General features: G+C 74.0%; 20 protein-coding genes. 8 read left to right on the top strand and 12 right to left on the bottom strand.

What is annotated here, in order from left to right:
- Positions 1-201: 201 nt before the first annotated feature.
- Together HS99_RS02560 and HS99_RS02555 are read left to right on the top strand one after the other, a co-directional pair.
- The gene (locus HS99_RS02560; protein ID WP_030555588.1) at positions 202-1,599 is read left to right on the top strand and encodes a pyridoxal phosphate-dependent decarboxylase family protein; all 1,398 of its coding nucleotides are present in this window, start codon (positions 202-204) and stop codon (positions 1,597-1,599) included.
- Positions 1,600-1,812: 213 nt separating this feature from the next.
- Positions 1,813-2,241: a PPOX class F420-dependent oxidoreductase gene (locus HS99_RS02555; protein ID WP_030285737.1), complete on the top strand. Its 429-nt coding sequence runs from the start codon at positions 1,813-1,815 to the stop codon at positions 2,239-2,241.
- Positions 2,242-2,354: 113 nt separating this feature from the next.
- Here the strand turns inward: HS99_RS02555 and HS99_RS02550 are convergent, their stop codons facing one another.
- The 3 genes from HS99_RS02550 to HS99_RS02540 form a co-directional block, all read right to left on the bottom strand.
- Positions 2,355-3,146, bottom strand: a complete 792-nt coding sequence (locus HS99_RS02550) for a putative protein N(5)-glutamine methyltransferase (protein WP_030285738.1) — start codon at positions 3,144-3,146, stop codon at positions 2,355-2,357.
- A 326-nt stretch (positions 3,147-3,472) separates the two neighbouring features.
- Positions 3,473-5,599, bottom strand: a complete 2,127-nt coding sequence (gene ligA / locus HS99_RS02545; RefSeq protein WP_030555590.1) for an NAD-dependent DNA ligase LigA — start codon at positions 5,597-5,599, stop codon at positions 3,473-3,475.
- A gap of 282 nt (positions 5,600-5,881) precedes the next feature.
- Positions 5,882-6,604, bottom strand: a complete 723-nt coding sequence (locus HS99_RS02540; protein ID WP_046387272.1) for a ScbR family autoregulator-binding transcription factor — start codon at positions 6,602-6,604, stop codon at positions 5,882-5,884.
- 389 nt (positions 6,605-6,993) lie between these two features.
- Between HS99_RS02540 and HS99_RS02535 the strand changes: the two genes are divergently transcribed.
- Together HS99_RS02535 and HS99_RS02530 are read left to right on the top strand one after the other, a co-directional pair.
- Positions 6,994-7,470, top strand: coding sequence for an ArsR/SmtB family transcription factor (locus tag HS99_RS02535; protein ID WP_078968662.1), 477 nt, complete (start codon positions 6,994-6,996; stop codon positions 7,468-7,470).
- Positions 7,467-7,961 (top strand): SRPBCC family protein, encoded by a 495-nt coding sequence (locus HS99_RS02530; protein WP_030285745.1) that lies wholly within the window; start codon positions 7,467-7,469, stop codon positions 7,959-7,961. Before HS99_RS02535 ends, HS99_RS02530 begins: the two co-directional genes overlap by 4 nt.
- 67 nt (positions 7,962-8,028) lie before the next feature.
- Here the strand turns inward: HS99_RS02530 and HS99_RS02525 are convergent, their stop codons facing one another.
- Positions 8,029-8,433, bottom strand: coding sequence for a RidA family protein (locus HS99_RS02525; RefSeq protein WP_030285747.1), 405 nt, complete (start codon positions 8,431-8,433; stop codon positions 8,029-8,031).
- A 232-nt stretch (positions 8,434-8,665) separates the two neighbouring features.
- Between HS99_RS02525 and HS99_RS02520 the strand changes: the two genes are divergently transcribed.
- Positions 8,666-9,280: a C40 family peptidase gene (locus HS99_RS02520; RefSeq protein WP_030285748.1), complete on the top strand. Its 615-nt coding sequence runs from the start codon at positions 8,666-8,668 to the stop codon at positions 9,278-9,280.
- A gap of 2 nt (positions 9,281-9,282) precedes the next feature.
- Here HS99_RS02520 and HS99_RS02515 read toward each other — a convergent pair whose 3' ends face one another.
- Positions 9,283-9,759, bottom strand: a complete 477-nt coding sequence (locus HS99_RS02515; RefSeq protein ID WP_046387336.1) for a MarR family winged helix-turn-helix transcriptional regulator — start codon at positions 9,757-9,759, stop codon at positions 9,283-9,285.
- Positions 9,760-9,827: 68 nt separating this feature from the next.
- On the opposite strand from HS99_RS02515, the gene HS99_RS02510 reads away from it, so the two are divergent.
- Positions 9,828-10,238, top strand: a complete 411-nt coding sequence (locus tag HS99_RS02510; RefSeq protein ID WP_030285752.1) for a VOC family protein — start codon at positions 9,828-9,830, stop codon at positions 10,236-10,238.
- Positions 10,239-10,360: 122 nt separating this feature from the next.
- On the opposite strand, the gene HS99_RS02505 is transcribed toward HS99_RS02510, so the two are convergent.
- From HS99_RS02505 to HS99_RS02495, 3 genes are all read right to left on the bottom strand, one after another.
- Positions 10,361-10,903: a hypothetical protein gene (locus HS99_RS02505; protein ID WP_030555592.1), complete on the bottom strand. Its 543-nt coding sequence runs from the start codon at positions 10,901-10,903 to the stop codon at positions 10,361-10,363.
- A 130-nt stretch (positions 10,904-11,033) separates the two neighbouring features.
- The gene (gene thrS / locus HS99_RS02500) at positions 11,034-12,311 is read right to left on the bottom strand and encodes a threonine--tRNA ligase (RefSeq protein WP_046385473.1); all 1,278 of its coding nucleotides are present in this window, start codon (positions 12,309-12,311) and stop codon (positions 11,034-11,036) included.
- A 213-nt stretch (positions 12,312-12,524) separates the two neighbouring features.
- Complete coding sequence (locus tag HS99_RS02495) at positions 12,525-13,259, bottom strand: leucine-rich repeat domain-containing protein (RefSeq protein WP_030555594.1); 735 nt, start codon at positions 13,257-13,259, stop codon at positions 12,525-12,527.
- Between the two features lie 284 nt (positions 13,260-13,543).
- On the opposite strand from HS99_RS02495, the gene HS99_RS02490 reads away from it, so the two are divergent.
- The gene (locus HS99_RS02490) at positions 13,544-14,584 is read left to right on the top strand and encodes a zinc-dependent alcohol dehydrogenase family protein (protein WP_043481126.1); all 1,041 of its coding nucleotides are present in this window, start codon (positions 13,544-13,546) and stop codon (positions 14,582-14,584) included.
- Positions 14,585-14,606: 22 nt separating this feature from the next.
- Here the strand turns inward: HS99_RS02490 and HS99_RS02485 are convergent, their stop codons facing one another.
- Both HS99_RS02485 and HS99_RS02480 read right to left on the bottom strand, forming a co-directional pair.
- Positions 14,607-15,266 carry a helix-turn-helix domain-containing protein gene (locus HS99_RS02485; protein ID WP_030555596.1) on the bottom strand — a complete coding sequence of 220 codons (660 nt, stop codon included), beginning with the start codon at positions 15,264-15,266 and terminating at the stop codon, positions 14,607-14,609.
- 25 nt (positions 15,267-15,291) lie between these two features.
- Positions 15,292-16,335, bottom strand: coding sequence for a zinc-dependent alcohol dehydrogenase family protein (locus HS99_RS02480; protein WP_030555597.1), 1,044 nt, complete (start codon positions 16,333-16,335; stop codon positions 15,292-15,294).
- A gap of 195 nt (positions 16,336-16,530) precedes the next feature.
- Here HS99_RS02480 and HS99_RS02475 point away from each other — a divergent pair, with 195 nt between their 5' ends.
- Complete coding sequence (locus tag HS99_RS02475) at positions 16,531-18,246, top strand: sensor histidine kinase (RefSeq protein ID WP_030285767.1); 1,716 nt, start codon at positions 16,531-16,533, stop codon at positions 18,244-18,246.
- 16 nt (positions 18,247-18,262) lie between these two features.
- Here the strand turns inward: HS99_RS02475 and HS99_RS02470 are convergent, their stop codons facing one another.
- On the bottom strand, positions 18,263-19,252 hold the full coding sequence (locus tag HS99_RS02470; RefSeq protein ID WP_030285769.1) for an Acg family FMN-binding oxidoreductase: 990 nt from the start codon (positions 19,250-19,252) through the stop codon (positions 18,263-18,265).
- Between the two features lie 237 nt (positions 19,253-19,489).
- A complete protein-coding gene (locus tag HS99_RS02465) occupies positions 19,490-20,170 on the bottom strand; it encodes a response regulator (protein ID WP_030285772.1) in 681 nt (226 codons plus the stop codon).
- Between the last annotated feature and the right edge of the window lie 142 nt (positions 20,171-20,312).

Here is a 20,312-nt window from a genome sequence, read left to right as displayed (position 1 = left end):
TCGGTCGCATCGCGCGTGCCCCAACCGCGGCGGAGGAATCCTCACGCTCCGCTACCACCGGCGAGCGGTCCCCACCCCCCCGGGCCCACACCAGGCACACGCCCACCCGGGACGCCCAGGCCACCGACCGCGGATTGGCCCGCGACACGATCTCCGCGCGCCACTACCCTCGGCCTGACAACCGATCAACGGAGAAACCCCATGCACCCCGACCTCGCCTCCGACCTCGACCAACTGCCCGCCCTCCTGGAGGAGGCCCGGCAGCGGGCGGTCGGCTTCCTCGCCGGGCTCGACGACCGGCCGGTGATCCCGCGGCAGGCCGACCGGCCCACGCCGGCAGGCCCGCTGCAGGAGAACGGCGGGGGCCTGCGGGCGGCCCTGGCGGAGTTCGACGAGCGCTGGGAACCCCGGCTGTCGGCCAGTACCGGGCCGCGCTACTTCGGGTTCGTGACGGGCGGGGCGACCCCGGCCGCACTGGTGGGCGACTGGCTGACCGCCACCGCCGACCAGAACTCCAACTCCTCGCTGGACCCGGCCGGACAGCACCTGGAGCGGGAGACGGTCGGCTGGCTGCGCGAGCTCTTCGGGCTCTCCTCCGCGCACAGCGGCGCCTTCGTCAGCGGCGCCACCATGTCCAACACCGTGGGCCTGGCGGTCGCCCGGGAGTGGCTGGGCGAGCGGCTCGGGGTGGACGTGGCCGAGGACGGGGTGGCCGCGCTGGGCCGGGTGCGGGTGCTGTCGGGCAGCGCGCATTCGAGCGTGTCCAAGGCGCTGTCCGTACTGGGCCTCGGCCGCGCCGCGCTGACCGTCGTCCCCACCCTGCCCGGCCGGGAGGCCGTGGACGTGGCCGCGCTGGAGCGGGCGCTCGCCGAGGCCGACGGCCCGTGCATCGTGGTCGCCAACGCGGGCACCGTCAACACGGTCGACTTCGACGACCTGAGCGCGATCGCCGCGCTCCGCGAGCAGTACGGCTTCTGGCTGCACGTCGACGCGGCCTTCGGCGCCTTCGCGGCCCTCTCCCCGGAGCACGCGCGGCTGGTCGCCGGGCTGGACCGGGCCGACTCGGTCTGCGTGGACCTGCACAAGTGGCTCAACGTGCCCTACGACAGCGCCGTGCAGTTCACCCGCCGCCGCGACCTCCAGGCCCGGGTCTTCCAGAACGCCGCCGCCTACCTCGGCCCGATCGGCGAGCACCCCGACCTCGTGCACCTCACCCCGGAGAACTCCCACCGGCTGCGCGCCCTGGCCGCCTGGTTCACCCTGCGCGCCTACGGCCGGGCCGGCCACCGCGAGATCGTGGAGCGCTGCACCACCGGCGCCCGCGCGCTCGGCGAGGCGATCGAGGCGATCGACGGCCTGCGCCTGCTCGCCCCGGTCCGTCTCAACGTCGTCTGCTTCACCCTCGCCGAGGACCCGACCCCCGAGCGCCTCGCCGCCCTCGCCGCCGAGCTCTCCGGCGAGGCCTTCCTGACCCCCACCCGCTACGCCGGCCTGCCCGCCCTGCGCGCCGCGTTCAGCAACTGGCGCACCACGGAGGCGGATGTGCGGCGGACGGCCGAGGCGCTCGCCGGGGCCGTCCGCAAGCTCGGGACCGACTGACCGACTGACCGGCTTACCGGCACGGCGGGCGGCGGGCGGCGGGCGGCGGGCGGCGGGCGGCGGGCGGCGGGCGGCGGGCGAGAACTACCCGCGACCGCTCACGGATGCGCCGCGTCCCCGTACATGCCGACCGCCGAATCCGTCAGGCGCGGGGGACAACACGCCTGCACGGCCTTGACCCTCACACCGGTGTGAGGCCCCATGATTGCTCGCATGACCGCCACTGATCACGACCCCCACGCCCTGCTCGCACAGAGCCGCCTTGGCATCCTCGCCACCATCAAGGCGGACGGACGGCCCCAGCTCTCCCCGATCATGCCGTTCTACGACCGCGAGGCGAACGTCATCCTGATCTCCACCCGGGAGGGGCTGGCGAAGACCGCCAACCTGCGCCGGGACCCGCGGGTCAGCCTGGAGGTGACCGGGCCGGACGGGCGGTCATGGGCCACCGCCGAGGGCGTCGCCACCCTCACCGGTCCGGGCACCGACCCGCACGGGCCCGAGGTCGAGGCGCTGGTCGACTACTACCGGCGGGCCGCCGGGGAGCACCCGGACTGGGCGGAGTACCGCGAGTCGATGGTCGCCGACCGCCGGGTGCTGCTCACCATCCCGGTCGACCACGTGTACGGCGCCAAAATCTGACCGGCCGAACGGTCGACCCGGTCGGACGGTCGACCGACCGTCGCTCCGGCCACCGGCACGGGGGTCCGGTGGCCGGAGCGACGGATGAGGGGTCCTCCGGGATCCGCCGCGGCTCAGCCCAGGGTCGCCGTGACCACGGTGGCGTCCAGTTCCTCCTCGCGGCTCACCGCCGCCGCCAGACCGGCCTCCCGCGCCACCGCCAGCGCGCCGTCCGCCTGCCGATCGCTGGTCTCGAACAGCAGTGCGCCACCGGCCGCCAGCCACTGCGGCGCCGCCGCGGCCACCCGGCGCAGCACGTCCAGCCCGTCCGTCCCGCCGTCCAGCGCGGGCCTCGCCTCGTGCAACCGGGCCTCGGGCGGCAGCAGCTCGATCTCGCCGGTCGGCACGTACGGGACGTTGGCGATCAGCACCTCGACCCGGCCGCGCAGCGCGTCGGGCAGGGCGGCGAACAGGTCGCCCTCGAAGACCCGGGCGCCCGTCCCCGCCAGGTTGCGGCGGGCGCAGCGGACGGCCACCGGGTCCAGATCGGCCGCGTACAGCTCGACGGGGCGACCGGTGGTGGCCGCGACGGCGGCGCCGAGTGCGCCGCTGCCGCAGCACAGGTCGACCACCACCGCGCCGGGTCCGGCGAGTCGAGCGGCCTCGGCGGCCAGGAACTCGCTGCGTCGGCGCGGGACGAACACCCCGGGGTCGACGGCGATCCGCAGACCGGCGAACTCGGCCCAGCCGACGACGTGTTCGAGCGGCCGGCCCTGGGCGCGGGCGCGGACCATGGCGGCGAGTTCGGCGGTCGTGGCGGCGGCGGTGAGCAGGATGCGCGCCTCGTCCTCGGCGAACACACAGCCGGCGGAGCGCAGTTGGGAGACGACGGAGGAACGGAGAGCGGCGGAGACGAAGACGGGCAAGGGGACCCCTTGGGAGGACGGGAGGAGAACGGAGGACTCCGTCAGGGCTCCCGCCAGGGCCGACGCCGCGTCGGTGCGCCCGCGCTACGCGCGCGGTGCGCCCGCACGGCCGCGCTCCGGGAGCACCCGCTCGGACATACCGGTAATGGGTCTCACCTCCCTGGCTCGCGGTCGTGTTCAGCGTCGGTCACCCTACCGCACCCGCCCCGGCCGTGATCAACCCCCGCATGCCTTGGCCGAGGCGCCCCGGCCAAGGCTCGGTGGCCGTGGCGTCACGGCCGTGGCATCACGGCCATTGCGTCGCGGCCGCGGGCTCGGCGGGTGGCTCAGCCGAGGAAGTCGGCCACCAGGACGGCGAACTCCTCCGGGCTGCTGATCGGCACCCCGAGCTCCTCCGCCTTGGCGCGCTTGGAGCCCGCCTTCTCGCCCGCGACCAGCAGGCTGGTGCGCTTGGACACCGAGGAAGACGCCTTGCCGCCCGCGCGCTCGATCAGCTCGTTCATCTCGTTGCGGGAGAGTGCGGCCAGGGCCCCGGTCATGCTGCCGGTGACCACGACACTCTTCCCCGCCAGCGGACCGGCCGCCGCGCCGCCGGCCGTGGCGCCCTCGTCCGCGATCCCCTCGCCCGTAACTCCCTCGCCGATGACGGCCGTGCCGGTGACGGCCGCAGCGACGTCGGCCGCTGGCGCCGCGGACACCGGCCGGGACACCTGCGTCCCCACGCCCTGTTCCACCAGCCGGTCCAAAAGTTCTGCCACCGCGGCGAGTTCGGCGACGATCACGGCGGCCTTCTCCACCCCGATGCCGTCCACGCCCGCCAGCGCCACGGCGTCGGCGGCCCTGATCGCGGCCATGCTGCCGAAGTGCGCGGCGATCCGGCGCGACATCGTCCGCCCGGTGCCCCGGATGCCCAGCGCGCAGAACACCCGGTTCAGCGGGCGGGTGCGGGCGGTCTCGATGGCGGCGAGCAGCTTGTCGGCGCTGGTGTCGCCCATCCGCTCCAGGGTGAGCAACTGCTCCTTGGTCAGGGTGAACAGGTCGGCGAGGTCGGCGACCAGTCCGGACTCGACCAGTTGCACGGCCCGGGTGCCGCCGAGGCCCTCGATGTCGAGCTGGTCGCGCCCGGCCGCGTAGATCACCGAGGCGACGGCCTGGCAGCCCCGGCCGCGCACGCAGCGCCAGCGCTGCTCCGCGCGGTCGATGGCGTCGCCACAGCGCGGGCAGACCTCGGGGAAGGCGATCGGCTGCTCGGCGCCGGTGCGCTCGTCGACCAGCGGCGCCTCCACCCGCGGGATGACGTCCCCGGCGCGGTAGACGAAGACCTGGTCCCCGATCATCAGCCCGCGGCGCTCGATGTCCGCGGGGTTGTGCAGGGTCGCGTAGGTGACGGTGACGCCGTCGATCACCACCGGGTCGAGCACCGCCCGCGGCGCGATGATGCCGGTGCGGCCGACGTTCCACTCCACCCCGAGCAGCCGGGTGACCTTGTGCTGGGCCTGGAGCTTGCGGGCCACCGCCCAACGCGGCGCCCGGGAGCCGGAACCCGCCGCTTCCTGGTCGGCGACCGCGTCCGCCTTGACCACCACGCCGTCGATCCCGAACGGCAGCGCGGCGCGCAGGGCGGCGATCTCCTCGATCCGCTGCTCGGCCTCGGCGAGGGTCGCGCAGCGGAGCGGCGCGGCGTGGGTGCTGGCGGCGGTGTTGGCGCCGAGTTCGGCGAGGCGAGTGAGCAGTTCGACGTGGCCGAGGCCGGGCAGGCCGTGGGCGTCGTAGCCGAAGAAGGTCAGCTCGATCCGGTAGGGGCGGTCCTTGGCGCGCAGGGTGCCCGCGGCGCCGCTGCGCGGGTGGGCGAAGGGGGTGGCGCCGTGGGCGGTGCGCACCGCGTTGGCCTGTTCGAACTGCTCGTGGGTGAGCAGCACCTCGCCGCGCAGTTCGACGTCGAGCGGCTCGGCGAGCCGGGCGGGCAGGCCGAGCACGGCGTCGGCCGCGTGGGTGATGTCCTCCCCGGCCAGGCCGTCGCCCCGGGTGAGCACCTGGTACAGCCGGCCCTCCCGGTAGTGGGCGGCGACGGCCAGACCGTCCAGCTTGGGTTCGACACACCAGGCGGCGACCGGCCGGCCGAGCCGGCGCTCCAGCCCGGCAGCCCAGGACTCCAGCTCCTCGGCGGAGAAGACGTTGTCCAGCGAGAGCATCGGCGTGCTGTGCGGGACGTCGCCGACCGCCGCTCCCCCGGCCACCTTGCCGGTGGGCGACTCCGGCAGCACCTGGTCGGGGTGCTCGCGCTCATAGGCCTCGACCGCCCGGACCAGAGCGTCGTACTCGTCGTCCCCCAGCGCGGTGGAACCGTCGGAGTAGTACGCCGCGGCGGCCCGTACGGCGGTGGCGACGGCGTCGGCGTAGGCCTCCGGGGAGGCGAGGGCGGCGGGGATGGCCGTGGTGGCTGCGTCCTTCATACCGTCATCATGGCGAGCAGCACTGACATTCGACCCGTCCGCCGCGGGCGGGCCGGGTTGGGCGAGCTGCGGCGCCATCGGCCCGCTGCGGCGCCCGCCGGAGCTGCCCGGCGGGACGAGACGGTGACCGCCGACCGGGACATCGGCGAAGACCGGGCCGCCCCGCACGGCGAGCGCCTCGCCGAGCAGACGGCCTACCCCCGGGCAAGGCGAAGGCGGCCTCGGATCCCCGTGGCCCCGGGGCGCTCCCGTCCGGAACCGAGCCACTCGGGACGGGTTCGGTCAGCCCGCACCGGCCCCGTTCACGACCACCTCGCCCCCGGTCCGCGACTTCGCCGACGACCCTCCGCCGCCCTCCCACGCCGCCCGGGCCGCCGCGACCTCGGCGACCACCTGGGCACCGCGGTCCGGGCCCATCTGCAGGGAGCCGAGCACGCCGGGCACCGCGACGCTCGGCATCAGGTGCTGGAACAGACCGGAAACCCGCCGCTCCAGGTCGGCCCGGCCACAGAGCTTCTGCGACTGGATCTGAACTCCGGTCCAGGCGGCGGTGACCAGCCACGCGGTGTCGGCCGGAACGACGTGCGGCAGCAACTCGCCGCGCTCACCGGCGGCAACCAGCAGCGCCTCCATCCGGCCGATCCAGCCGGGGATCGCCCCGCCGCCGAAGTCGTCGGACGCGTCCTGACCGAGCGAGAGCCGAGCGCCCGCGCTGAGCAGCGGGTTACGCGGCATCAGGTGCGCGACCGTCATCCCGGTATCCACGAACTCCTGGAGTTTGCAGCTGCGTTCCGGCACGCCGTCCTGGACGAACTGTTCCTCGACGACACCTTGCGCGAGTTCCCGCTTCGAGGCGAAGTGGAAGTACACGGCTCCACGCGTCACACCCGCGCGGGAGACCACCTCCCCGATGGTGGCGCCCTCGTACCCGAACTCGTCGAAGACCGTCGCCGCAGCCTCCAGGATCAGCCGACGCGTCCGGAGCGCCCGTTCTTGCCGTACCACCGCAACCACCCCGCCCTGAGCCCCGGAAACAAAACCAAACACCCCGTATCTTAGCTGCGGGCCACCGACGGGCTACAAGCAATGTCGGGCCATCAGCCCGCTCGGCCCCTCCACCCACCCCACCGCTTGGCCCGCCCCACGGTCCGTCAGCCCCTCTTCGGTCAAGCGGAATCCGGGCCTTCCGGGCAATCCGCCGACCCCCACTCCTTCCACCGAGCCCTGTGGATCAGAAACCGAACGATCGGTTTCTGATCGCCGGCCACCCATCAGGAACCCGAAACCCACCCGGGACGCGCCCCCGACCCCCCGCAACCAATTGGTTGAATACGCGGCGAGGCCGGAGTACCGTTGTTCTCAACCAAACGGTTGAGGATGAACAGAGGTGTGCCGTGGCCGTCGACCAGCTCTCCCGGGCGTTCGTCGCCCTGGCCGACCCGACCCGGCGCGACATCGTCGCCCGGCTCTCGGTCCGGGACGCGACCGTCGGCGAACTGGCGGAGTCCTACGCGATGTCCATGCAGGCCGTCTCCAAGCACCTCAAGGTGCTGGAGGAGGCCGGGCTGGTCAGCCGCAGCCGAGACGCCCAACGACGGCCGTGCCACCTGGAGCCGCAGGTGTTCGACTTGATGACGAGCTGGATCGAGCGCTACCGCCGCCAGGCCGAGGCACGTTTCAGCCGCCTGGACGCCGTGCTCTCCGCCCTGGGCGATCGCGACACCGCCCCGGGCGCCGCAGCAGACGCGACCCCGGACGCCCACCCGGCACCGGACACTCACCCGACCCCGCCCCCGCCCCCGGACCCGACCGGTCCGGTGAACGCCGGTACCCGACCCCGCCCCGACCCCACTCGAGGAGCCCCGTCATGACCTCCACCTCCACCCACGAGACCCGGATCGAAGCGGACCCGACGCTGCCCACCATCCGGATTGTCCGCGAGTTCGACGCCCCGCAGGAGCGGGTGTTCCGGGCCTGGATCGAGCCCCAGCTGGTCGCCCAGTGGCTCGGCCCCGAGGACCTCGACATGAAGATCGACGACTGGGACGGCCGCACCGGCGGCCACTACCGCTACTCCATGCACCGTGACGGCCAGGAGGTCGCCGCCTTCTACGGGTCCTTCCACGAAGTCCGGCCGGCCACCCGGCTCGTCCAGACCTTCACCTTCGAGGGCGTGCCGGACGGCGTTTCGCTGGACACCGCCGTCTTCGAAGCCGTCGGCGAGGGCCGCACCCGGGTCACCGTGCTGTCGGTGGTCGACAGCCTGGCGGCCCGGGACGCGATCCTGGCCAGCGGAATGGAGCATGGCGTCGTCGAGGGCTACCGGAAGCTCGATGCCCTGCTCGCCGGCGCCTCTTCCTGAGCAGCACCCGTCCGAACGGCACCGGACCGGACGGCAGCCGACCCAACGCCGGGGTCGACCACCGCCGTCAGGGCAGCACGGCCACCGCCTCCACCTCCACCAACTGGTCGGTGTAGCCGAGCACCGTGACGCCGAGCAGCGTGCTGGGGGCGTCATGCTCGCCCAGGTACTCCCGGTACACGTTCCACACCTTCACCAGGTCCGCCTGATCGCTGGATGCCACGTACACGGTGGTCCGGGCGATGTCCGTGAGCCCCGCGCCCGCGTCCTCCAGCACGGTTGTCAGATTGCGCATCACCTGGTGCGTCTGGCCCTCGTAGTCGCCGACGGCGACCGTGCGCCCCTCCTCGTCCAGCGGACAGGCCCCGGCGAGCCAGAGCGAGCGGGCCGGAGCGTCGACGACCGCCGCGTAGGCGTAGTCGACGGCCGGGGTCAGACGGGTGCTGCGGATCAGCTTGACGGCGCTGCTCATGGGGCCCTCCGAGGATCGCGACCGAACGTCCGCGCTCATCGTTGGCCCCTCACGAACGAGCGTCAAACGATTTCCGGCGAACTCCCGGCCCCGCCAAGGCCCGTGTGCTCATGATTCACCTGTGCGGGTGATGGCGGACCGAGCCACCGGACCGCGATCCTGGTGCCCGCCCACGCCAACAGGGCGACCAGCGCCGCGGCACAGGCCGCCACCACCGCCCGGGAGCCGACCGATGGAGCCCCAACCGCCCGGCCACGACCAGGCCTCCGGAGTCGGACGCCGCCGCGTGCTCGGCCTCGCGCTCGGCGCGAGCATCGTCCCGGCGCTCGGTCAGGCGGCCCAACCCGCCCACGCCGCAGGCCCGTCCGAGCCCGCCGCCGCGCTGGGCCAGCGGGTCGCCGCCGTCGCCGCCGCGCAGATCGGTGTCCCGTACGCCTGGGGCGGCGGCGACCGGCTGGGGCCCGGCCTCGGCTTCTGCGACCAGGACAACGGCTACCTCAACGGCGTGTGCCTGGGCGAGAGCACGGTCGGCTTCGACTGCAGCGGCCTGTCCCTCTACTGCTGGTACCGCGCCAGCCACGGGACCGTCGAGCTCGGGCACTACACCGTCGCCCAGTTCAACCGCAGCGCTCCGGTCGAACGCGACGCCCTCGCCCCCGGCGACCTGCTGTTCTTCTCCCGCCCCGACGCCCCGCTGCACCACGTCGGCGTCTACGCGGGCGACGGCGCGATGATCCACGCCGAGCGCACCGGCACGCTGGTCGCGCGGGTGGAGAAGGTACTCGACCTCCCGCGCTGGGCGGGCGAGTTCGCGGGCGCCCGCCGACCCGCGCCGCCGACCACCTGAGCTCACACCGGTCCGCGCCGCAGCGCGGCCCCCTCGTTCACCCGCCGCAACAGTCCCTGCAGCACCCGCCGCTCCCCCTCGTCCAGCGGTGCGAGCACCTCGTCCTGCACCGCCCGGGCCCGCGCCTCCAGTTCGGCCAGCAGCGCCCGCCCGGCCTCGGTGACGGAGACCGAGACCCGCCGCCGGTCCGCCCGGTCCCGGCTGCGCTCGACGTACCCGGCCGCACCCAGCTGATCGGCGACCTTCGCGAGGTCGCTCGGGTCGATGCCCAGCCGCCGCACCAGGTCCCGCTGCGCCTGCGGCCCGAAGTCGGCGAGCGCCGCGAGCACGGCCATGTCCCAGAGCCGCAGGCCGCGTTCGGCCAGCTGCTCGCCGAGCCGGCCGCGTGCGGTCCGGCCGATCCGGGCGAGCAGGAAGGTGCTGAGTTCCAGCAGGGTCGGCGGGAGTCCGTCGGACGGCGCGGGGGTCTCGGAGTCCATGGCGGAATTCTAGGGCCTCTCCCTATAGTGGGTTCCGACCCACCGTTTTCGATCCCAGGAGTTCGACCGTGGACGCCCTCTACCCGCGCCTGCTCGTCACCCGCTTCGCCGAGTGCTTCGACTTCTACCGCGCGGTCCTGCCCGCGCTCACCGGCGCCAACCTGGTCAAGGGCGCGCCCGAGGGTCCGTACGCCAACTGGGACGTCGACGAGCAGGCCGTCCTGGCGCTCTACGACCGCGGCGCGATGGCCGCCGCCCTGGGCACCGACGGGCTGCCCGCCCAGCCCACCGCCCCCGCCCAGGACGCCGCCATGCTGGTCTTCCGGGTCGACGACGTGGACAAGGCGCTCGCCCTCTGCCTCCAGCACGGCGGCGCCCTCGTCGCCCCGGCGACCGACCGCCCGGAGTGGGGCCCCACCCTGCGCAGCGCCCATCTGCGCGACCCCGAGGGTCGCTTGATCGAGCTGCAGTCCTACTGACCGGCCGAGGGCCGCGCGGACGTCGCACCCGACGTCGGACCGGACATCGGACCCGGCGTCGGGCCGAACACCGGACCGGCCGCCGGGGCGTACTCCCCCGGCGGCCGGCGACAGCTGAGCGCTCAGCTGTGGAACACCTGCAACTCGCGGACCGCGTCGTTGAAGTCCGGCCCCAGGTAGGAGGCCGGCAGGCCCAGCGTCTCCTCCTTGCCCAGCGTCGACCAGAGGTGGACGGTGTTGCAGTTGTGGTAGCCCTTCATCGAGGAGACGCTCAGCGCCACATCGAAGTAGTTGACCAGGTGGTAGCCGGTGGAGTCGCAGCCTCCGGCGTCGCCGTAGAAGGAGTAGACGACGCCGCCGCCGTAGTTGATGTCCTTGTACTCCTCCAACAGCAGCGTCCGGTCGGCCGGCTGCTCCGGCGTGCGGGGACGGTGGTCGGCCCGGGCGAGCGCGTCGGCGGCGGAGTCCGGTGAGCAGGCACGGCCGAGCACCGGCGGGACGCCGTCGGCGCCGGGCAGATGACCGAGGACGGCGGCGCAGTACTGGACCTCCGGTACGGGCAGCGGGCGGAGCCCGGCAGAACCCGCCGGGGCGGCGGCCACCGCCCCGGCGAGGGCGAGACAGGCGGTGAGGACGGGAACGACGAACCTACGCGGTCTGCGCACGGGTACCTCCGGTCCGTGGGGACAGCGGCGGCCGTGGACTCGGCCGCCGCGCCTTCATTCGACGGGCGGTCGCCGCCCCCGGCCCCGCCGACACACCGGGCATCGCACTAGTCGTACGTATGCCCCCGGTTCACCGGGCGGGTTCGTCCCGCCACAGCTCGGCGCCGCAGTCCGCGACCAGCGCGCCGATCCGCGACCAGGCCTCCTCCGCAGGCATCGGATCCAGTCGGCGGCCGTCCCGCAGCCGCAGCGCGACCCGGTCGTCCACCGCCTCCTTGGCGCCGATCACCGCCTGGTAGGGCACCAACCGGGCCTCCCGGATCCGGGCGCCGAGGCTGCCGTGCTCGGGACCGGCGACCTCGGCCCGCAGCCCGAGGTCCAGGCAGCGCTGCCGCAGCCGCTCGGCCTGCGGCAGTTCGGCGTCGGAGATCGGCAGCAGCACCACCTGCGCGGGCGCGAGCCAGGCCGGGAACGCCCCGCCGTACAGCTCGATCAGGTGGGCGACCACCCGCTCGACGCTGCCGATCACGCTGCGGTGCACCATCACCGGGCGGTGCTTGGCTCCGTCCGGACCGATGTAGTGGAGGTTGAAGCGCTCGGGCTGATGGAAGTCGATCTGCACGGTGGAGAGGGTGAACTCGCGCCCGGCGCCGTCGGCGATCTGCACGTCGATCTTGGGACCGTAGAACGCGGCCTCACCTTCCGCCGCCTCGAACGGCACCCCGGAGCGCTCCAGCACGTCGGTCAGCAGCGCGGTGGCACGCTGCCAGAGCCCGGGATCGGCCACGTACTTTCCGCCCTCGCCGGGCAGCGAGAGCCGGTAGCGAACCGGCACGACGCCGAGCGCGCGGTGCGCCTCGCGGATCAGCTCCAGGGCGGCGACGGCCTCGTCGGCGGCCTGCTCGGGGGTGCAGAAGACGTGCGCGTCGTTCAGCTGGATGGCCCGGACCCTGGTCAGGCCGCCGAGCACACCGGACAGTTCGGAGCGGTACATGCCGCCCAACTCGGCCATCCGAAGCGGAAGTTCCCGGTAGCTGTGGGGGCGGGAGCGGAAGATCAGGGCGTGGTGCGGGCACAGGCTCGGGCGCAGCACCATCTCCTCCGAGCCGAGCTCCATGGGTGGGAACATGTCGTCGCGGTAGTGGTCCCAGTGGCCGGAGGTCTCGTACAGCTCGCGTTTGCCGAGCACCGGCGAGTAGACGTGGCGGTAGCCGGCCCGGCGCTCGCGGCCGCGGATGAACTCCTCCAGGGTGTGCCGGATCGCGGCGCCGTCGGGCAGCCAGTACGGCAGGCCGGAGCCCATCAGCGGGTCGGTGTCGAACAGGTCGAGCTCGCGGCCGAGCTTGCGGTGGTCGTGCGCGGGCCGGTCGCCGTCGAGGAGGTGGTCGTTCTTGAGCCGCTCGTTCATGGGTCTCCACTCGGATGCGGGGCGAGCGGCCGGGAACGACGAAGCCCCGGGGCACTCGCCCCGGGGCTTCGGACTTGGTCAGCAGTCAGCGCGCCGGGACTTGTTCCGGCGTCGTCGTGACGAGTGCAGCGCGCTTCATGCGTTCCACGGTAGCAGGTCCTCGCCCCCCGCGTTGATCTTCATGAGCCGGCCGGCCCGCAGCGGCGGACCCACTCACCGCAGGACGACACAGCCGCGCTCGGCGAGCGCCTCCCCCACCCGGTCCGGCACCTCTACGTCGTTCCAGCGCAGGTCGAGCTTCTCCAGCGCGGGGAGCGCAGTCGGGTCGGCCAGCCAGTCGGGCAGTTCGGCGATCTCGTTGCTGCGCAGGTCGATGCGGCGCAGCCGCGGCAGCCGGGCGAGGACGGCGGGGAGCTCGGCGAGGGCGTTCTCGCGCAGCTCCAGCTCCCGCAGTTCGGACAGCAGCCGGAAGGAGGCCGGCAGGGTGGTCAACCGGTTGCCGCGCAGCCAGAGTTCGCGCAGCTGCCCGAGGGCGCCGATCGGCTCCGGCAGCGCGGTGAGCCGGTTGTGCTGGGCGCGCAGTTCCACCAGCTCGGCCATCTTGCCGATGGAGGAGGGCAGTTCGGTGAGCCGGTTCTCGCCGACGTTGAGGTAGCGCAGCTGGGTGAGCCGTCCGAGCGAGTCCGGCAGTGCGGTGAGCTGGTTGTCGTGCAGGTAGAGGAAGTCCCGGAGCCCGGTGAGCCGCCCCAGTTCGGCGGGCACCTCGGTGAGCAGGTTGTGGCCGAGGTCCAGGGTGCGCAGCCTGGACAACCTGCTGATTCCGGGCGGGAGTTCGGAGATAGCGGCCTCGGCGAGGATGAGCACGGTCAGCTCGTTGCGGTCCCACACCGTGCTGAGCATCTCGGCGGCCACCGGGCCGAGCGGCTGCCGCCAGAGGTTGAGCGTCATGTCTGTCACGCCGCCATTCTCCGCCTCCGCCACCCCTCGGTCGGCACCCACCGCCGCAGCGCGCCACAGGCCGGCATCGCAACCGCGCACCGCAGCGCGCACGGCCGTTGGACGGGACTCCTGGGCGGCCGGGCTACCGGGCGGCGGGGTGGAACAGCCCGTCCACGACGCGGTGGAGGAGGTCCTCCGGGAGCTCGGCCCCCGCGCTCGGTCTCGCACCGCGCCCGTCCCGGGCGCAGGCTGGGAGGAGCAGTCTTGCCTCCGGTGGACGGTGGGAGTCGGTGATGGACACGACGCGACTGGTGGCCGGTGAGACCGGCGCGTGGGTGGTGGCGCAGCCGGGGCCGGTGGGCGGCGCGGGCCCCGGGCCGTTGGAGTGGGAGCGGCGGCCCGTTCCCGAGCCGGGGCCCGGGGAGGTCCTGGTGGAGGTGGAGGCCTGCGGGGTGTGCCGCACCGACCTGCACCTGGCGGAGGGGGACCTCTCCCCCAGGGTGGCGAGGTGCACCCCCGGGCACGAGGTGGTCGGACGGGTACGGGCGGTGGGCTCCGCCGTCGGGGGCTTCGCGACCGGGGACCGCGCCGGGATCGCCTGGCTGGCCCGCACCTGCGGCAGCTGCGCGTACTGCCGGAGCGGGCGGGAGAACCTCTGCCCGCGCTCGCGCTACACCGGCTGGGACCGGCACGGCGGCTACGCCGGTCACCTGACCGCCGACGCCCGCTTCGCCTACCGCCTGCCCGAGGGCCCGCCCGCCGAGGAACTCGCCCCGCTGCTGTGCGCGGGGATCATCGGCTACCGCGCCCTGGAACGGGCCGACCTTCCGCCCGGCGGCCTCCTGGGCATCTACGGCTTCGGCGCCTCCGCCCACCTCACCGCCCAGATCGCCCTCGCCCGGGGCTCCCGGGTCGCCGTGTTCACCCGGGGCGAGGCCGCCCGGCAGCTGGCCCTCGACCTGGGCGCGGCCTTCGCCGGGGACTCGTACGACCCCGCACCTGAGCCGCTGGACGCCGCCATCCTCTTCGCCCCGGCCGGCGAACTCGTGCCGGTCGCCCTGACCGCGCTGGACCGCGGCGCCACCCTCGCCGTCGCCGGCATCCACCTCAGCGACATCCCCCCGCTCGACTACCAGCGCCACCTCTTCCAGGAACGCACCCTGCGCAGCGTCACCGCCAACACCCGGGACGACGGCCGCGCCTTCCTGGCCGAGGCCGCCCGGACCCGTCCGGTGGTGCACGTCAACCGCTACCCGCTACGGCAGGCCGGCACCGCGCTCGCCGACCTCGCCGCGGACCGGGTGACCGGCGTCGCGGTGCTGCTGCCGCAGTAGGCGATCCGACCGTACCGGCCGGTCATTCCGTACCGAGCCGACGGCCGGCGATCTCGCTCGGGCTGATGCGGACCCACAGCGGGCGGGCGCCGCCCGCCCACGGGGTGGCGCCGGGCCGGGCGGAGAGCCGCCGCTGCTCGTCCGGATCGTCGATGTGGTGGGCCTCGCCGAGGATGAGGACGCTCCAGCCATTGCTGCGGCGGTCGTCGACGTGGTCGACCTGGAACGAGGCGGGAGATCCCTCGGTGGGGGCGGCGGCGCCCTGGGCGGCGGTCCGGTAGACGACGGTTCGAGCGTCCACGGTGTAGTTCACCGGGAGTACGACGGGTGCCGCCCGCCCGGGCAGGCCGATCCGGCCGACGCCGTGGGTGCCGAGCAGTTCCCAGCACTGCGGCCCGGTCAGGTGGAGCAGCAACGGGCGCGGAGCGGCGGGGTCGGCCTGTCCCGGCGGGGCGTCGGGGCGTCGGCCGGTCAGCAGCTCGGACCAGGTCGTGCCGAGGGCGGTGGCGATCCGCAGGAAGGCCTCCCGGTCGAACTCCGGCCCAGCGCAGAGGAGTTGCCGGAGGTAGGCCGGCGACATGTGGGTCCGGTACGCCAGCATTCCTTCGCTCAGGCCGAGTTGGTCGCGGCGCTGGAGGATCCGGCGGGCGATGGCAGCAGGATCGGTACGGTCGGGGATCATGGTTGCGGCTCCTGCGCGCGGGAGGTCACGTCCGGAAGAGCGCGACCTTGAGGGCTCCGGTGTCGGCCGCGTCGGCGAAGACGTCGTACGCGTCCTGCATCTCGTGGAGCCCGAAGCGGTGGGTGACCAGTCCGCCGACCTCCAGTCGTCCGGCGGCCAGCAGGTCGAGCAGCAGCGGAGTGCTGTCGGTGTCGACCAGGCCGGTGGTGACGGTGATGTCGCGGATCCAGAGGTCCTCCAGGTGGAGCACCGCCGGCTTGCCGTGCACGCCCACGTTGGCGACCCGGCCGCCCGGGCGGACCAGGCGGGTGCACAGCTCGAAGGACTCGGGCACGCCGACGGCCTCGATCGCGACGTCCACGCCGAGCCCGTCCCGGCTCAGCTCGCGGACGGCCTCCGGAGTGGCCTCGGCCACCGTCAGCGTGGCGTCGGCGCCGAAGCGCTTGGCGGCGTCGAGTCGGGCTCGGGCGAGGTCGACGGCGACGATCCGGGAGGGGCTGTACAGCCGTGCGGTGAGGATCGCGGCGAGCCCGATCGGCCCGGCGCCGACGATCGCGACGCTGTCGCCCGGGCCGACCCGGCCGTTGCGCACCCCCACCTCGTACGAGGTGGGCAGGATGTCGGCGAGCAGCAGGGCGTCCTCGTCGCTGACACCGTCCGGCAGCTTGTGGAGGGAGGTGTCGGCGAAGGGGGTACGGACGTGCTCGGCCTGGCAGCCGTCGATCAGGTGGCCGAGGATCCAGCCGCCACCGCCGGTGCACTGGCCGTAGCTCGCGCCGCGGCAGTAGGTGCAGCGGCCGCAGGCGGAGATGCAGGAGACCAGGACGCGGTCGCCCGCCATGACCGTACGGACGCCCGGTCCGGTCGCGGTGACGGTACCGACGGCCTCGTGGCCCAGGATGCGGTTCTGTTCCACCTCGGGAACGTCGCCCTTGAGGATGTGCAGGTCGGTGCCGCAGATGGTGACCGCGTCCACCCTGACGACGGCGTCCTCCGGGTCGCGGACGACCGGGTCGGGGACGTCACCCCAGGTGCGGCGGCCGGGTCCGTGGTAGGTGAGCGCCTTCATGCCCTGTCCACTCCTCTCGGGGCGGCGGAGCCGGGCCGGTTCCGCTCGCACTTCCAGCCTCCGCCGCGGGTGCACCGGTGTGAGGGGGCCCGGTGGGGTCCGGCGGGTGGGCCGTTGGGCCCCTTCGGTGTCCGGCGGAGCACGGCCGGTGCACCTACGCTTGGCAGTGGTAGGGGGCGAGCGTGGAGGACTTCCTTGGCCAGCGCACCGGAGAGTTCGGCCCCCGTACCGAAGCTGCGCCTGGACGAGCTCCTGGAGGAGCTGCAGGTCCGGCTGGACACGGCCCGGGGCACGCGCGACCGTGTCCACAGCCTGCTGGAGGCGGTGCTGGCGGTCGGGCGCGACCTGGAACTGGCCCAGGCCCTCCAGCACATCGTGGAAGCGGCGGTGACCCTGGTGGACGCCGAGTACGGCGCCCTGGGAGTGATCGGCGAGGGCCAACGGCTGTCCCAGTTCATCCCGGTCGGCATCGAGGACGACCGGGTCAAACTGATCGGTGACCTGCCCTCCGGTCACGGCATCCTGGGCGAGCTGATCCGCCACCCCGAGCCGCTGCGCCTCACCCGGATCTCGGACCACCCGTCCTCCTACGGCTTCCCGTCCAACCACCCTCCGATGAACAGCTTCCTGGGAGTGCCGATCCGGATCCGGGACAAGGTGTTCGGCAACCTCTACCTGACCGAGAAGCGCGGCGGCGGCGACTTCGACGAGGAGGACGAGTCGGTGCTCGCGACGCTCGCCGTCGCCGCCGGGGTCGCGATCGACAACGCCCGGCTCTACGACCGGGCCAGGCAGCGGCAGCGCTGGCTGGAGGCGAGCGCCGAGGTCACCAGCACCCTGCTGTCGGGCAGCCCCGAGCAGGAGGTGCTGGACCTGCTGCTCTCCCGGGCCGCCGAGATCGCGGGCGCGGACCTCGCGGTCGTCGCCGTGCCGATGCCGGACACCGGGGAGCTGGAGGTGCGGATCGCCGTCGGGCTCGGTGCGGAGCAGCACCGCGGTCTGGTGCTGTCGGTCGAGGGCTCGTTCATGGGCGCGGCCTTCCGCACCGGTGGCCTGGTGGTGAGCCCGGACGTCCAGAAGGACCCGCGGATCACCGCCGGACCACCGCGCTGGCAGGGCCTGGGCCCGGCGGTCGCGGTGCCCGTCGGCACGGCCGAGCGCGGGATCCGCGGAGTGCTGCTGCTGGCCAGGGCGGCCGGCGCACCGCTGTTCGAGGAGGGGGAGTCCGGGCCGCTGCTGGGCTTCGCCGGTCAGGCGGCGGTGGCCATGGAGCTCGCCGAGCGCCGCCTCGACTCCGAACAGGTCGCGCTGCTCAAGGAGCGCGACCGGATCGCCCGTGACCTGCACGACCTGGCCATCCAGCGGCTGTTCGCCACCGGCATGACCCTCCAGGGCGCCACCCGCTTCATCGACCACCCCGAGGCGACCGACCGCGTCCTGCGGGCGATCGACGACCTGGACGAGACGGCGAAGACCATCCGCGCCACCATCTTCGGCCTGCGCCTGCGCGAGTCCGGCCCGGCGGCGAGCGGCCTGCGCGCCCGACTCGTCGACGTCGTCGACCGGGCCGCCCGCTCCCTCGGATTCACCCCCGCCCTGCGGATGACCGGCCTGCTCGACGCCACCGTGCCCGCCGAGATCGCGGACGCGGCCGTCGCGGTCCTGGAGGAGGCCCTGTCCAACGCCGCCCGCCACGCCAGGGCCCACGCCGTCGATGCCTCGGTCGCCGCCGAGGGGGACGTGACCGTCACGGTCACCGACGACGGCGTCGGCCTCCCCGAGGGCGGCCGCCGCAGCGGGCTCACCAACCTCGCCGACCGGGCCACCGCCCTGGGCGGCACCTTCACCGCCCGCACCCGCCCGGAGGGCGGCACCGAACTGGTCTGGCGGGTTCCCCTGCCCGAGTCCTGAGCCGTCTCTTCCTGGGCTATTCCTCCCGGTCCAGCACGTTCCCGGCCGCGAGCCGCGGCGTCGGGGCGCCCTCGGGGCCGTAGCCCAGGCGGATCAGGATCTGGACGTAACCGGGGCCCCGGTGCGGGTCGCGGGCCTCCCAGCGCAGGTAGGGCCACTCCATCGCCTGGTGCAGGAGGGAGGCGCGGACGCCGTGGACGGTGGCGGCGAGCAGGACGTGTTCGAGGGCGAGGCCGGCGCGCAGCCAGTCCTCGGGGGTGTCGTGCTCGGTGGTCAGGACCGCGATGCGGGGCTCGTGCTCGAAGGGGGCGGGGGCCTGGTGCTCGGCGGCGCGCAGGGCCGCGAAGTCCCGCACGGGCAGGTGGCCGGCCTGGTCCTGGGGACCGAGCGCGGTGACCGGGATGCCGTAGGGCTGGGCCTCGGCGTCCCCGGTACGGATCCAGCTGCGGCTCTCGGTGCGCTGGGCCTCGTCCGTGGTGCTGCGGCGCTCGGCCTCGGCGGTGAGGTGGAGCAGCCGGGTGGTCTCCGCGTGGTCGGGCAGTTGGAGGGCGGTGTGCTCGGTGCGGGCGGCCGCGACCAGTTCGTCGAGGACGGCCTGGGGCACGGGCTCGCCGGTGAACGGTGTGCGGATGGAGTGCCGGCGCCAAATCGCCTCGAACAGCCGCTCGGTGCCCGGGGCGGGCACGGTTGCCGCGCCGTCCAGCCGTACGGCCGCGAAGAGGTCCGGGTCGGCCGGGTCGGGCAGCAGCCGCACCTCGGGGGCCCAGCCGAGGTGGCGGGCGGCGACCCGCAGGTTGAGGATGGCCGCGCCGACGGAGATGTGCAGCGCCCGGCCCTGGGGGTCGGCGGCCGGGACGGCGCGGCTGCGGTCGGCCCGGACCTCCAGGGTGGAGGTGGCCGGCTGGAGGTGGAAGCGCCAGGGCTGGCTGTTGTGGATCGAGGGTGCGGCGACGGCGGCGGAGACGAGCTTCTCCAGGCCGGCGGCGTCGAGGGCGAGGGTGGACATGGTGTCCTCCGGGATCGGTGTCAGCCGGAGACGGACGGCTCGGCGCAGCGGTGCGGGGTGTCCCGGAGGAGCGGAGTGCCCGCGGTCGCCGGGGGGATGCCCCGGGCGCTCGTGCCGTGATCGTCCCAGTACCTCATCGCGGTCTCCCCGGTCGTGGCGGGTGGATCACTTCCACCGTGCGACCGGGTTCCGGCGGGGTGCTTGGGCCGTTCGGCTCTCTTTCCGGGCCCGGTCGACTCAAACCCGGCGCGGGTGGTGCGACTCGGAGGGCTCTTCGGCATGGGCGGCGAGGACGGCCGCCTGGAGCCGGCGCTCGACACCCAGCTTGGCGAGCAGCCGGGAGACGTGGTTCTTGACGGTCTTCTCGGCGAGGTAGAGCTCCTGGCCGATCTGCCGGTTGGTCTTGCCCTCCCCCACCAGCTCGAGGATCTCCCGTTCGCGCGGGGTGAGCCCGGCGAGCGCGGCCTCCGGCTCGCTCTCCTCGTGGTGGCGCAGGCTCTCCATCAGCTTGCGCGTGGTGGCCGGGTCGAGCATGGACTGGCCGGAGGCCACCGTCCGTACGGCGCTGACCAGTTCGGCGCCCTTGACCTGCTTCAGGACATAGCCGGCCGCCCCGGCCATGATCGCGTCGAGCAGGGCGTCGTCGTCGTCGAAGGAGGTCAGCATCAGGCAGACCAGTTCGGGCATCCGGTCGCGCAGGTCCCGGCAGACGCTCACCCCGTCGCCGTCCGGGAGCCGTACGTCCAGCACGGCGACGTCCGGGCGCAGGGCCGGCACCCGGGCGAGGGCCTGGGCACAGCTGGCGGCCTCGCCGATGACCTCGATGTCCTCCTCGGCCTCCAGGAGGTCCCGGACGCCGCGCCGCACCACCTCGTGGTCGTCCAGCAGGAACACCCGTACGGGCTGGGGCGTGTCCATGGCCTGCTCCCTGGGGTGCGCGAGCGGTGACACCACCGATTCTGCGCGTTCGCGACGCGCGGCGCACCGGGTCGGCCGCGCGGGACCACGGCGACCGGGCACCGGGCCCGGTGGATCACCGCCCGGGTCACCGGGCCGGGGC

The sequence above is a fragment of the Kitasatospora aureofaciens genome, assembly GCF_001188955.3.
Taxonomy (GTDB): domain Bacteria; phylum Actinomycetota; class Actinomycetes; order Streptomycetales; family Streptomycetaceae; genus Kitasatospora; species Kitasatospora aureofaciens.
The sequence above is the reverse complement of the archived record's forward strand: the minus strand, read 5'-3'. Positions and strand labels throughout refer to the sequence as shown.

Coding starts and splice junctions, on each gene's coding strand:
- HS99_RS02560 (WP_030555588.1), top strand. CDS start 202: ATGCACCCCGACCTCGCCTCCGACCTCGACCAACTGCCCGCCCTCCTG.
- HS99_RS02555 (WP_030285737.1), top strand. CDS start 1,813: ATGACCGCCACTGATCACGACCCCCACGCCCTGCTCGCACAGAGCCGC.
- ligA (WP_030555590.1), bottom strand. CDS start 5,599: ATGAAGGACGCAGCCACCACGGCCATCCCCGCCGCCCTCGCCTCCCCG.
- HS99_RS02530 (WP_030285745.1), top strand. CDS start 7,467: ATGACCTCCACCTCCACCCACGAGACCCGGATCGAAGCGGACCCGACG.
- HS99_RS02525 (WP_030285747.1), bottom strand. CDS start 8,433: ATGAGCAGCGCCGTCAAGCTGATCCGCAGCACCCGTCTGACCCCGGCC.
- HS99_RS02520 (WP_030285748.1), top strand. CDS start 8,666: ATGGAGCCCCAACCGCCCGGCCACGACCAGGCCTCCGGAGTCGGACGC.
- HS99_RS02515 (WP_046387336.1), bottom strand. CDS start 9,759: ATGGACTCCGAGACCCCCGCGCCGTCCGACGGACTCCCGCCGACCCTG.
- thrS (WP_046385473.1), bottom strand. CDS start 12,311: ATGAACGAGCGGCTCAAGAACGACCACCTCCTCGACGGCGACCGGCCC.
- HS99_RS02495 (WP_030555594.1), bottom strand. CDS start 13,259: ATGACGCTCAACCTCTGGCGGCAGCCGCTCGGCCCGGTGGCCGCCGAG.
- HS99_RS02490 (WP_043481126.1), top strand. CDS start 13,544: ATGGACACGACGCGACTGGTGGCCGGTGAGACCGGCGCGTGGGTGGTG.
- HS99_RS02485 (WP_030555596.1), bottom strand. CDS start 15,266: ATGATCCCCGACCGTACCGATCCTGCTGCCATCGCCCGCCGGATCCTC.
- HS99_RS02480 (WP_030555597.1), bottom strand. CDS start 16,335: ATGAAGGCGCTCACCTACCACGGACCCGGCCGCCGCACCTGGGGTGAC.
- HS99_RS02470 (WP_030285769.1), bottom strand. CDS start 19,252: ATGTCCACCCTCGCCCTCGACGCCGCCGGCCTGGAGAAGCTCGTCTCC.
- HS99_RS02465 (WP_030285772.1), bottom strand. CDS start 20,170: ATGGACACGCCCCAGCCCGTACGGGTGTTCCTGCTGGACGACCACGAG.